Source organism: Stenotrophomonas sp. YJH_SMC_20 (genome assembly GCF_059367845.1).
The window spans coordinates 144,837-155,892 of record NZ_JCAFRG010000007.1; the positions used below are offsets into that span (position 1 = coordinate 144,837).

The 11,056-nt window shown below is 67.6% G+C and carries 11 protein-coding genes; 4 read left to right on the forward strand and 7 right to left on the reverse strand.

What is annotated here, in order from left to right:
• Positions 1-648: 648 nt before the first annotated feature.
• The 5 genes from mdtD to AC5P6A_RS13710 all read right to left on the reverse strand — a co-directional run bounded on the left by mdtD (position 649) and on the right by AC5P6A_RS13710 (position 5,321).
• Complete coding sequence (mdtD, locus tag AC5P6A_RS13690) at positions 649-2,058, reverse strand: multidrug transporter subunit MdtD (RefSeq protein ID WP_026347030.1); 1,410 nt, start codon at positions 2,056-2,058, stop codon at positions 649-651.
• Positions 2,059-2,150: 92 nt separating this feature from the next.
• Entirely contained in the window at positions 2,151-3,233 is a 1,083-nt protein-coding gene (gene hemE / locus AC5P6A_RS13695) for a uroporphyrinogen decarboxylase (protein ID WP_019660054.1), read from the reverse strand.
• A gap of 26 nt (positions 3,234-3,259) precedes the next feature.
• Complete coding sequence (locus AC5P6A_RS13700) at positions 3,260-3,499, reverse strand: WGR domain-containing protein (protein WP_019660053.1); 240 nt, start codon at positions 3,497-3,499, stop codon at positions 3,260-3,262.
• Between the two features lie 170 nt (positions 3,500-3,669).
• Positions 3,670-4,782: a 3-dehydroquinate synthase gene (aroB, locus tag AC5P6A_RS13705; protein WP_019660052.1), complete on the reverse strand. Its 1,113-nt coding sequence runs from the start codon at positions 4,780-4,782 to the stop codon at positions 3,670-3,672.
• Positions 4,779-5,321 (reverse strand): shikimate kinase, encoded by a 543-nt coding sequence (locus AC5P6A_RS13710; protein WP_019660051.1) that lies wholly within the window; start codon positions 5,319-5,321, stop codon positions 4,779-4,781. The genes aroB and AC5P6A_RS13710 overlap by 4 nt, the downstream gene beginning before the upstream one ends.
• Before the next feature lie 98 nt (positions 5,322-5,419).
• Between AC5P6A_RS13710 and AC5P6A_RS13715 the strand changes: the two genes are divergently transcribed.
• Positions 5,420-5,623 carry a dodecin family protein gene (locus AC5P6A_RS13715; protein WP_005410663.1) on the forward strand — a complete coding sequence of 68 codons (204 nt, stop codon included), beginning with the start codon at positions 5,420-5,422 and terminating at the stop codon, positions 5,621-5,623.
• 6 nt (positions 5,624-5,629) lie between these two features.
• Here AC5P6A_RS13715 and AC5P6A_RS13720 read toward each other — a convergent pair whose 3' ends face one another.
• The gene (locus AC5P6A_RS13720; protein ID WP_227844696.1) at positions 5,630-6,457 is read right to left on the reverse strand and encodes a kinase; all 828 of its coding nucleotides are present in this window, start codon (positions 6,455-6,457) and stop codon (positions 5,630-5,632) included.
• Between the two features lie 40 nt (positions 6,458-6,497).
• Here AC5P6A_RS13720 and pdxH point away from each other — a divergent pair, with 40 nt between their 5' ends.
• Positions 6,498-7,097 (forward strand): pyridoxamine 5'-phosphate oxidase, encoded by a 600-nt coding sequence (gene pdxH, locus AC5P6A_RS13725; protein ID WP_019660049.1) that lies wholly within the window; start codon positions 6,498-6,500, stop codon positions 7,095-7,097.
• 84 nt (positions 7,098-7,181) lie between these two features.
• Here the strand turns inward: pdxH and prpR are convergent, their stop codons facing one another.
• On the reverse strand, positions 7,182-8,765 hold the full coding sequence (gene prpR, locus AC5P6A_RS13730) for a propionate catabolism operon regulatory protein PrpR (RefSeq protein WP_227844697.1): 1,584 nt from the start codon (positions 8,763-8,765) through the stop codon (positions 7,182-7,184).
• Between the two features lie 154 nt (positions 8,766-8,919).
• Here prpR and prpB point away from each other — a divergent pair, with 154 nt between their 5' ends.
• Both prpB and prpC read left to right on the forward strand, forming a co-directional pair.
• On the forward strand, positions 8,920-9,813 hold the full coding sequence (gene prpB, locus AC5P6A_RS13735; protein ID WP_005418360.1) for a methylisocitrate lyase: 894 nt from the start codon (positions 8,920-8,922) through the stop codon (positions 9,811-9,813).
• A gap of 35 nt (positions 9,814-9,848) precedes the next feature.
• The gene (gene prpC / locus AC5P6A_RS13740; protein ID WP_005418357.1) at positions 9,849-11,006 is read left to right on the forward strand and encodes a bifunctional 2-methylcitrate synthase/citrate synthase; all 1,158 of its coding nucleotides are present in this window, start codon (positions 9,849-9,851) and stop codon (positions 11,004-11,006) included.
• Positions 11,007-11,056: the final 50 nt, after the last annotated feature.

Here is an 11,056-nt window from a genome sequence, read left to right on the forward strand (position 1 = left end):
AAGCCGGAGCAACAGCAACAGCCGAAGCAAAAGCTGGCTTCCTGTGGGATGGCGGGGTGGGTCCGGTTACGGGGGGCGCTGCAAGTCCCCCTCCGGGGCCCGGCCCAGCCGCTGGCGGCTGTGCGTTCGGGCGCTTGCGAAGCAGTGCTTCGCAAGCAAAGCGCCCTCACCCATGTAAGCTCGGTCGCCGCTTGCTCGTGTGCGCAATCCTGCGCACACGGCAAGACCGGGGTTGGGCGTCCTGCCCAACCCGCCCGAGGCATGCCTCGGGCCCATGCGGCTCACGCCCCCGCAACCGGACCCACCCCGCCTTCGACAGATTCTCGCGAGCTGCCGGCGCCCTGTGTAGAGCCGAGCCATGCTCGGCTCAAATCTCACAGATATCGAAATGTTCGATTTCAATGGACGCTCATCCACGCATGGCGTGGATCTACCCAATCGCGAAAATCTGTCAGAGGTGGGGCGGTGTGGGCTTGCAGGACCGTTGGCGCCATGGATGGCGCCATCGAGCCCCCATGGACGGGTTTACGGCGTGTCCTGCAAGCCCACACCGCCCCGCCATCCCACGAAATGCCTGCTTTTGCCGTTGCTGCTGCCTTGGCTTGAAGCCTCTGCAGGTGCAGGGCCGCAGGCCCTGCCGAACCACCCTCACTCCGCGACGTGCTCGACCTGCCGTGGCTCCGGCTTGGTATCCGGCAGCTGCCAGAAGATCATCGTCGAGGTCAGGGTGATCGCGCCCACACAAAGGAACGTGGCATGCAGCGCGGCGGTCGCGCTGTTGCTGTCCAGGTGGTTACCGAACGCGGCCAGCAGGCTGCCGGCCGCCGCAGCGCCGAAACCGGCGGCGAGCATCATCACCATCGACAGCAGGCTGTTGCCGGAACTGGCGAACTCGCGGTCCAGGTCGCGCAGGGTTACGGTGTTCATCACGGTGAACTGCAGCGAATTGACCGCACCGAAGAACGCCAGCTGCAGCAGGCGCCAGGCCAGGTGCTGGCCCGGTGTCATCAGGATGAAGCTGGCCATCGCCAGGCCCACCAGCACGGTGTTGACCATCAGTACGCGGCGGTAGCCGTAGCGCTCGACCAGCTTTACCGCCAGCTTCTTCGACACCATGCCGGCCGCCGCCACCGGCACCATCATCAGGCCGGCGTTCATCGGGCCCAGGCCCAGGCCGACCTGCAACAGCAACGGGATCAGCATCGGCATGGCGCTGCTGCCGATGCGCGAGAACAGATTGCCGAGGATGCCGATGCGGTAGCTGGGCACACGGAACAGGGCCAGCGAAAACAGCGGCGCGGTGGAGTTGGCGGCGTGCAGCCAGTAACCCACCAGCGCAGCCAGGCCGGCCACGGTCATCAGCATCACCAGCGCATGTGGCGTACCCAGGCCGGAGATGCCGTCCAGCGCCAGCGACAGCACCACCATCGCGAAGGCCAGCATGACGTAGCCGCGCAGGTCGAAGCGGGTGCGATGGCTGGCGTAGTGGTCGGGCATGATCTTCATCGCGGCGATGAAACCGATCACGCCGATCGGCAGGTTGATCAGGAACACCCAGTGCCATGAGGCGATCTCGACCAGCCAGCCGCCCAGCGTGGGGCCGATCAGCGGGCCAACCAGCGCGGGGATGGCGATGAAGCTCATCGCGCGCAGGAAATCCTCGCGTGGCACCGAGCGCATCACCGCCAGCCGGCCGACCGGCAGCAGCATCGCACCGCCGATGCCCTGCAGCACGCGCGCACCGACCAGCTGGTGCAGGTGCTGGGCCAACGCGCAGGCCAGCGAGCCGAGGGTGAACAGGATGATCGCCACCAGGAAGGTGCGCCGGGTGCCATAGCGGTCGGCAATCCAGCCCGAGGCGGGAATGAAGGTGGCCACCGCCAGCGCATAGCTGAACACCACCGACTGCATCTGCAGCGGGCTCTCGCCCAGGCTGGCCGCCATCGCCGGCAACGCCGTGTTGACGATGGTCGAGTCCAGCATCTGCATGAAGATCGCCAGGGACACCAGCCACAGCAGGGGACGCTGGCGGTTGTAGGTCGATGGCGATGTGGACATGGGGTGCGGCCGGTGCAGCGTGGGGGCCGCCATGATCGCGCACTGCGGGTCACGGCGCGATCAAGGTCGCGCCGTACCTGCATGCGGAATGCTCAGCGTTGGCTGTGCGCGTGCACTGCGTCGACCAGCACCTGTACATGCGCCGGGTCCATGTCCGGCGACATGCCATGGCCGAGGTTGAACACATGGCCCTCGCGCGAACCACCATTGCCAGCGGCATAGGTGTCGAGCACGCGCGCGGCAGCGGCGGCGATCGCATCCGGCGAGGCGTACAGCGTGGTCGGGTCGAGGTTGCCCTGCAGGGCGACGCGGCCGCCGGTGCGGCGCATGGCCTCATCCAGGTCCAGGGTCCAGTCCAGGCCCAGCGCGTCGGCGCCAGTCTGCGACAGTGCTTCCAGGTGCAGGCCGGTGCCCTTGCCGAACAGGATCAGCGGCGTGCGTTCGCTGCCTTGGCCACGGTCCAGGCCTTCGGCGATGCGCTGCAGGTAGCGCAGCGAGAACTCGCGGTACATCGACGGCGACAGCACGCCACCCCAGGTGTCGAACACCTGCAGCGCCTGCGCACCGGCCGCGCGCTGCGCGCCAAGGTAGGCGATCACGGCGTCGGTGGTGACCTCCAGCAGGCGGTGCAGGGCCTGCGGGTGGTTCAGTGCCATGGCCTTGATGCGCGCAAAGTCCTTGCTGCCACCGCCTTCCACCATGTAGCAGGCCAGTGTCCACGGGCTGCCGGAGAAGCCGATCAGCGGCACCTGGCCGTCCAGTTCGCGGCGGATCAGCCGTACCGCATCCATCACGTAGCCCAGGTCCTGTTCCATGTCCGGCACCGCCAGCCGGGCGATGGCGGCTTCGTCACGCACCGGGTGCCGGAACTTCGGGCCTTCGCCTTCGACGAAGTACAGCTCCAGGCCCATCGCATCGGGAATGGTGAGGATGTCCGAGAACAGGATGGCCGCATCCAGCGGGAAGCGGCGCAGCGGCTGCAGGGTGACTTCGCAGGCAATCTCCGGGGTCTTGGCCATGGCCAGGAAGCTGCCGGCCTTGGCCCGGGTCGCGCGGTACTCCGGCAGGTAGCGGCCGGCCTGGCGCATCAGCCAGACAGGGGTGCAGTCCACCGGTTCGCGGCGCAGGGCGCGCAGCAGGCGATCGTTGCGGAGAGGGCTGGTCACGATGGGCATTCCTTGGACGAAAGTTGGCAGCGGCGTCAGTCGCCGTGCGAGAGGATCTGGAAACCGCGATGCAGTTCGGCATCGCGGGCCTTCTCGAAGGCATGGCGGGCTTCGTCGGCCTGCAGGAACAGCTCGCGCCGCAGCTGCGAGCGGCCACCGACGCGACCGCTCTCGCGCAACAGTTCCCAGCCGCCGAACAGGTCCGGCTGCAGGCTCAGGCGCAGGAAGCGCGGTGCCTGCGCGCCGGCGTCGGGATGTTGCAGGTAGACGTGCATGCCGACGATTGTAGCGGGGCCAGAGTGACCCCGGCCGCAACGCGACCGTGCCGGCCGCTGGCCGGCAATCCTGCCGCGCAGCCCGGTCGTGCCGGCTGCTGGCTGGCAATCCTCCCGCGCATCCCGGTAGTGCCGGCCGCTGGCCGGCAATCCCCTCGCGCATCTCGGCTCTACCGGCCCGACAGCACCTTCAGCACCGCCGCCTCATCCACGTCCGGCACCACTTCGGCACGCCCCATGCCGCGCCACAGCACCAGGCGCAGGCGGCCGGCCACGTTCTTCTTGTCCAGGCGCATGCGGCCGAGCAGGGCCTGCGGGTCGAGCCCGGCCGGGATTGCCACCGGCAGGCCCAGGCGTTCCAGCAGTGCCTGCAGGCGCGCGCGGTCGGCATCGTCGGCCAGGCCCAGGTCGGTGGACAGCTTCGCCGCCAGCACCATGCCCACCGCCACCGCCTCGCCATGGTTCAGCGCATCGCGGCCGGGCGCGGAGTAGCCCTGCTCGGTTTCGATGGCATGGCCGAAGGTGTGGCCGAGGTTGAGCAGGGCACGCTCGCCCTTCTCGAATGGATCGCGCTCGACGATGGCGGCCTTGTGCCGGCAGCTGCGCGCGATGGCTTCGGCCAGCGTGGCATCCTCGCCGGCCAGCAGCGCATCGGCATGCTGCTGCAGCCATTCGAAGAACACGGCATCGCCCAGCGCGCCGTACTTCACCACTTCGGCCAGGCCGGCACGCAGCTCGCGCGCTGGCAGGCTGGCCAGCACGCGGGTATCGGCGATGACCGCGCGCGGTGGATGGAAGGCGCCGACCAGGTTCTTGCCGGCGGGAATGTCGACCGCGGTCTTGCCACCGACTGACGAATCGACCATCGCCAGCAGGGTGGTGGGCAGCTGCACGCAGTCCACGCCCCGCATCCAGCAGGCCGCGGCGAAGCCGGCGAGATCACCGACCACGCCGCCGCCCAGCGCGAACACGCAGGCATCGCGGGTGGCGCCGAGCGCAGCCAGCGCTTCGATGGCACGGCCGAATTCGGCCAGCGTCTTGGAGGCTTCGCCGGCGGCCAGCACGTGCTCGCCGACGATCAGGTCGGGGCGTGCGGCCAACAGCGTCTGCTTGGCCGACGCCAGATAGCGCGGAGCCACTTCGCTGTCGCTGAGCAGCAGCACATGGCGGCCGCGCACGTGTGAAACCAGTGCAGCGCCATCGGCCAGGGCACCGGCGCCGATGGTGATGGAGTAGGGGCGATCGCCGCCAACGGCGACCTGCAGCAAGGCGGGGGAAGTCATGTGGTCATGTCCTGGCGCTGCCATTGCGTGGCCAGCTTGACTACCAGTTGGGCAGTCGCGTCGGCAGCGGTATACGGGTCGGTATCGAGCGTGAGGTCGGCCAGTTCTCGGTACAGCGGGTCGCGCTGTGCGGCCAGATCATGCAGCACCTGCTCGCGGTCCGGGCGCTGCAGCAGCGGCCGGCCCTTGTCGCGGGCCAGGCGTTCCAGCTGCGCGGCCACGCCGACCCGCAGGTAGACCACGAAGCCGCGCCGGGCAATCAATGCGCGGTTGTCCGGATCCAGCACCGCTCCGCCGCCGGTGGAGACCAGTTGGCCTCGGCCTTCGAGCACGCGGGCCAAGGCCTGCCGCTCATGGCTGCGGAAGCCGGCTTCGCCGGCGTGCTCGAAAATGGTCGGGATGCTGGCGCCGGCGGCGTCGACGATGGCCTGGTCGACATCGATGAAGTCCAGCGTGAAGCGCTCGGCCAGGCGGCGGCCGATGCAGGTTTTGCCGGCGCCCATCGGGCCGATCAGGATCAGGTTCGGAGCAGGATTCATGCCCTCTGATGCTAACACCTCCGTGCCCCGGCCTTTACGTCCTTCACGTCAGGGTAGGCGTTCCTGCGGGGTTTCCCGCGCCAACCGGAGTACAGGCCATGACGGTCGCCAAGGTCATCGAAATCACCGCCTCCTCGCCGAAGAGCGTGGAGGACGCCGTGCGCAGCGGTCTGAAGAAGGTCTCCGAGACGGTCAAGGGCATCCAGGGCGCCTGGGTGAACGAGACCAAGGTGGTGACCAATGGCAGCGGCGAAATCACCGAATGGCGGGTCAACCTGCGGGTGACCTTCCTGGTGGAATAGGCGCGCTCAGCGCACGTCCTGCACCTGTCGCTGGCCGTCCAGCACCACCACGTGGTCGGCCAGGGCGGGCAGGGCATGCAGCGCCTGGCGGCTGACCCGCTCGTAGTACTGCACGAAGCGCTCCAGCTGTGGCCGGCTCATGCCGTGCCGGCCCGGCTGCGCGGCCTGCAGGTTCTGCTCCTGCTGCCAGCGCCAGCGCGGTACCACCGAGAAATCCGGCGGCTGCAGGAACCACAGGCGGTCGCAGCGCTGCCACAGCGCCGGGTAGTCGCGGGCCAGCACCTGGTTGCACCAGCGCCGCCAGCGACCATCGGCGTCGGCTTCGCGCTCCAGTGCGTTCAACGGGCTGTCCAGCGCGGCGTCATCCTGCGCCGGCGTGCCCAGGAACCAGCCTTCGAACACCAGCAGGTCGAGGGGCTGCTCGATACGCGGCCATTGCGCTTCGTGCACGCGTTCGTCGGCCAGCTTGTCGAAGCGGGGCATCGCCAAAGGCTGGCGTGCGGTTACGGCGTCGAGCACCGCGTGGGCCAGCGTCAGGTCGTGGGTGCCCGGCGGGCCGCGCGTGATCAGCAGCGGATGCACCTGGCGGGCCAGCCGCTGCCGCTGTGCGCGGGTCAGGTAGACATCATCGATGGACAGCGTGGCGGCGCTCAGGCCGCGTGCCTGGGCGCGGGCCACCACCTGCGCGGCCAGCGTCGATTTGCCGCTCCCCTGCAGGCCGCTGATCGCCAATACTGGAACTGCTGCGCCGCTGCCCAGTGCATCGTCCAGTATCTGTTCGGCCAATGTTTCGGGGAATCCTTTCACCTGGGGCATATACGCAGCAGCGGCCATGCAGCCACAATAGCCCAATCCGTGTGAGAAGAACGCAATCATGAGCGACCTGTACGCAGAAGCCCTGTCCACGTTTGCCGCCCTGTTCGAAGAGGCCAGGCAGAGCCGCGAGGTCGAGCCGAACGCGATGACGGTGGCCACCGCCGATACGCAGGGCCGTCCCTCGGCGCGCACCGTGCTGCTGAAGGCCTTCGACGAGCGCGGCTTCGTCTTCTATACCCACCTGGACAGCCACAAGGGCCGTGAGCTGCAGGCCAATCCGCAGGCCGCGCTGTTGTTCCTGTGGCGCAGCCTGCGCGAGGCCGGCATCCAGGTACGTATCGAGGGCCGTGTCGAGCAGGTCGCCGATGCTGAGGCCGACGCCTATTTCGCCAGCCGCCCGCGCATGAGCCAGATCGGCGCGTGGGCCTCGCAGCAGTCGAAGACGCTGGCAACGCGCGAGGAATTCGATGCGCGCGTGGCCGAGGTCGAAGCGCGCTTCGAAGGCAAGGACGTGCCGCGCCCCGACGGCTGGAGCGGCCTGCGCGTGGTGCCTGACCGCATCGAGTTCTGGTACGGCGCGCAGTTCCGCCTGCACGAACGCTGGTGCTATGAAGCCGGCGCCGAAGGGCGCTGGAGCAAGCGCCTGCTGTATCCGTAAGTCAGGGCGGTGCCGGGGCTGCTGTAGAGCCGAGCCCATGCTCGGCTGTTGTCCCTGCAGAAGCAGCCGAGCATGGGATCGGCTCTACAAACCCTCCGCGCGCAGCCAGCGCCATAGCGTGGTGCGTGAGACGCCCAGCGCCTGTGCCATGCCCTCGCGGTCATTGCGATGTTCCTGCAGCAATGCTTCCAGCTGCGCACGCGGCGGGCGTTTGCCGTTGCTTTCCAGCGGCAGTGCCGTCGCGCCTTCGCTTGCCAGCTCGGGCGCAAGCTGCAGCAGTCGCGAAGCATCAATAGGCCCTTCAGCCGGCTGCCAGTGGATGCGCAGGCGATCGACCAGATTGCGCAGTTCGCGCACGTTTCCGGGCCACTGGGCTGCGCTCAGCACCGCCAGTGCATCCTCATCCAATGGCGCGTCGATGCCACGCAGCTGGCGGAAGAAGTGCTGTGCCAGCAGCGGGATGTCCGAACGCCTCGCCCGCAGCGAGGGCAGGGCAATCCGCAGCGCGGCCAGGCGGTAGTAGAGGTCGCGACGGAAGCTGCCGGTCGCCGCGCGCTGCTCCAGCGACTGCAGGGTGGCGGCCACCACGCGCAGGTCGACTGCGGTCGATTCGGTAGCGCCGACACGCAGCACCTCGCGTTCTTCCAGCACGCGCAGCAGGCGGGTCTGCAACGGCAGCGGCAGTTCGCCGATCTCATCCAGGAACAACGTACCGCCATCGGCGGCCTCGACCAGGCCCACGCGACCACCGCGCCGTGCGCCAGTGAAGGCACCATCGCTGTAGCCAAACAGTTCGGCTTCCAGCAGTGATTCGCTGATGGCGCCGCAGTTCAGCGCCACGAAGCGTCCGCGACGGCCACTGGCTGCGTGCAGCTGCCGCGCCACCAGCTCCTTGCCGGTGCCGGTTTCGCCGGTCACCAGTACGGTGCTGTCATGCGGTGCATAGAGCGCGATCTGTGCGCGCACCTGGGCCATCGCTTGGCTGTCGCCGAGCAGTTCATGCGTGTCGGCACGCGCTGCCGGGCGCCGGCGCGGGGCGGCTCGGTTGCCGCTGGAGCGGGCCAGCGCCTGGGTCAGTTCCAGCGCATGTTCGAACGCCTGCCGCACCGAGTCGGCCGAGTACAGCAGCACACCGGGCAGGCCGGCCTGTTCGGCATGGTCGATGGCCATGCCGGTGCCGACGATCACTTCGATGCCGTTTGCGCGCAGGTCGGCGATGCAGTCGCGCGCGTCCTCGCGGGTGACGAAGCGGCGATGCTCGATATCCAGGCCGAAACTCTGCTGGAAGTTGCTGAACACCGGCACGTCGCTGGCGTGGGTGACCAGGCCGATGCGGCTGGCTATGCGGCGGGCACGGGCCAGCGCTTCCATCAGGTCGAAGCCGTTGGCCTGGATCGGCACCAGTGGCAGCTCCAGCCGCCCGCGTAGCCAGGCGGCATTGGAGCCGCCGGCGATCACTACGTCGCAATGCTCACGGCGCAGGCGTTTGCCGATCACGTCCACGGCTTCCTCGAAGCCGAGGTTGATCTGCTCGATGCGCGCACGGCGGTCGAACTCGGGGATGACGTCGCCGAGCAGGCCGGTCAGGCGCGAAACGCTGACGGTCCAGATCACCGGACGGCCGGGGTCGGCATCGGCGTGGCGCAGCGGGGTGCGGGGCAGGTACATGACGGCAGCAATTGGTCGGAATGTTTCATGATACATCCGTTTCAATGTTTCATATGTTTCACTGTTGCGGGGTGGTCATGTCTGTGAAATCAAAGGCTTGCAGCTTGGCACGGGGCTTGCGCCCTCTGTCCCGTACTTCAACCTGGATCGCCGCATGACCGCTTCCGCCCCTTTCTCCGCCGGTGCCCGCTTCCGTGAGGCGCTGGCTGCCGAATCGCCGTTGCAGGTGATCGGCGCGATCAACGCCAACCACGCCCTGCTGGCCAAGCGCGCCGGCTTCCGCGCCATCTACCTGTCTGGTGGCGGTGTTGCCGCCGGCTCGCTGGGCCTGCCGGATCTGGGCATCAACACCCTGGAAGACGTGCTGGTGGACGTGCGCCGCATCACCGATGTCTGCGACCTGCCGCTGATGGTCGACATCGACACCGGCTTCGGCCCGAGTGCGTTCAACATCGCGCGCACCGTGAAGTCGCTGATCAAGGCAGGCGCGGCCGCCTGCCACATCGAAGACCAGGTTGGCGCCAAGCGCTGCGGTCACCGTCCGGGCAAGGAAATCGTCTCGCAGGGCGAAATGGTGGACCGTGTGAAGGCCGCTGCCGATGCCAAGACCGATCCGGACTTCTTCCTGATCGCGCGTACCGATGCCATCCAGGTGGACGGCGTGGACAAGGCGATCGAGCGCGCCATCGCCTGCGTCGAGGCCGGTGCCGACGGCATCTTCGCCGAGGCCGCCTACGATCTGGACACCTACCGCCGCTTCGTGGATGCGGTGAAGGTGCCGGTGCTGGCCAACATCACCGAATTCGGTGCCACCCCGCTGTTCAGTCGCGATGAACTGGCCTCGGCCGGCGTCGCCATCCAGCTGTTCCCGCTGTCGGCGTTCCGCGCGGCCAACAAGGCGGCCGAGAACGTGTACCAGGCGGTGCGCCGCGATGGCCATCAGCGCAACGTGGTGGAGACCATGCAGACCCGCGAAGAGCTGTACGACCGCATCGGCTATCACGCCTTCGAGCAGCAGCTCGATGCGCTGTTCGCCGCGAAGAAATAAGCAGTACCCTGCACCATCAAGTTTCGGAGGGAAACATGAACGATACGACCGCAACCCCCACCTTCAAGCCGAAGAAGTCCGTCGCCCTGTCCGGCACCGCTGCCGGCAACACCGCGCTGTGCAGCGTGGGCCGCAGCGGCAACGACCTGCACTACCGTGGCTATGACATCCTGGACCTGGCCAACACCAGCGAATTCGAGGAAATCGCCTACCTGCTGGTGCACGGCAAGCTGCCGACCCGCGCCGAGCTGGTTTCGTACAAGGCCAAGCTGAAGTCGCTGCGTGGCATTCCGGCCGCGGTGAAGGCCGCGCTGGAAGAACTGCCGCCGTCGGCACACCCGATGGACGTGATGCGCACTGGTGTCTCCGTGCTCGGCTGCGTGGCGCCGGAGAAGGACGACCACAACCACCCAGGCGCGCGCGACATTGCCGACAAGCTGATGGCCTGCCTCGGCTCGATGCTGCTGTACTGGTACCACTGGAGCCACAACGGCCGTGCCATCGACGTGGAAACCGACGATGACTCGATCGGTGGCCACTTCCTGCACCTGCTGCACGGCGAGAAGCCGCAGGACTCGTGGGTGAAGGCGATGCACACCTCGCTGATCCTGTACGCCGAGCACGAGTTCAACGCCTCGACGTTCACCTGCCGCGTCATCGCCGGCACCGGCAGCGACATGTACAGCGCGATCTGCGGTGGCATCGGCGCACTGCGTGGCCCGAAGCACGGCGGCGCCAATGAAGTGGCGTTCGAAGTGCAGAAGCGCTACGACAACCCGGATGAAGCCGAGGAAGACATCAAGGCCCGCGTCGAGCGCAAGGAAGTGGTGATCGGCTTCGGCCACCCGGTCTATACCGTGTCCGATCCGCGCAACAAGGTGATCAAGGACGTGGCCCGCGAGCTGTCCGAAGAGCAGTCGAGCATGAAGATGTACGACATCGCCGAGCGCCTGGAATCGGTGATGTGGGACATCAAGAAGATGTTCCCGAACCTGGACTGGTTCAGTGCGGTCAGCTACCACATGATGGGCGTGCCGACCGCGATGTTCACTCCGTTGTTCGTGATCGCCCGCACCGCCGGCTGGAGCGCGCACATCATCGAGCAGCGCATCGACGGCAAGATCATCCGCCCGAGCGCCAATTACATCGGTCCGGAAGACCGCGACTTCGTCGCCATCGACAAGCGCGTCTGATCCACCTGCTGTACTCATCCGGCCGGCCGCGTGCCGGCCGGATGCTTTCG

Excerpts from the sequence above, each read along its gene's own strand:
- aroB (WP_019660052.1), bottom strand. The coding sequence starts at position 4,782 with ATGACTTCCCCCGCCTTGCTGCAGGTCGCCGTTGGCGGCGATCGCCCC.
- prpB (WP_005418360.1), top strand. The coding sequence starts at position 8,920 with ATGACCGCTTCCGCCCCTTTCTCCGCCGGTGCCCGCTTCCGTGAGGCG.
- prpR (WP_227844697.1), bottom strand. The coding sequence starts at position 8,765 with ATGTACCTGCCCCGCACCCCGCTGCGCCACGCCGATGCCGACCCCGGC.
- AC5P6A_RS13710 (WP_019660051.1), bottom strand. The coding sequence starts at position 5,321 with ATGAATCCTGCTCCGAACCTGATCCTGATCGGCCCGATGGGCGCCGGC.
- pdxH (WP_019660049.1), top strand. The coding sequence starts at position 6,498 with ATGAGCGACCTGTACGCAGAAGCCCTGTCCACGTTTGCCGCCCTGTTC.
- AC5P6A_RS13700 (WP_019660053.1), bottom strand. The coding sequence starts at position 3,499 with ATGCACGTCTACCTGCAACATCCCGACGCCGGCGCGCAGGCACCGCGC.
- AC5P6A_RS13715 (WP_005410663.1), top strand. The coding sequence starts at position 5,420 with ATGACGGTCGCCAAGGTCATCGAAATCACCGCCTCCTCGCCGAAGAGC.
- AC5P6A_RS13720 (WP_227844696.1), bottom strand. The coding sequence starts at position 6,457 with ATGGCCGCTGCTGCGTATATGCCCCAGGTGAAAGGATTCCCCGAAACA.
- prpC (WP_005418357.1), top strand. The coding sequence starts at position 9,849 with ATGAACGATACGACCGCAACCCCCACCTTCAAGCCGAAGAAGTCCGTC.
- hemE (WP_019660054.1), bottom strand. The coding sequence starts at position 3,233 with ATGCCCATCGTGACCAGCCCTCTCCGCAACGATCGCCTGCTGCGCGCC.
- mdtD (WP_026347030.1), bottom strand. The coding sequence starts at position 2,058 with ATGTCCACATCGCCATCGACCTACAACCGCCAGCGTCCCCTGCTGTGG.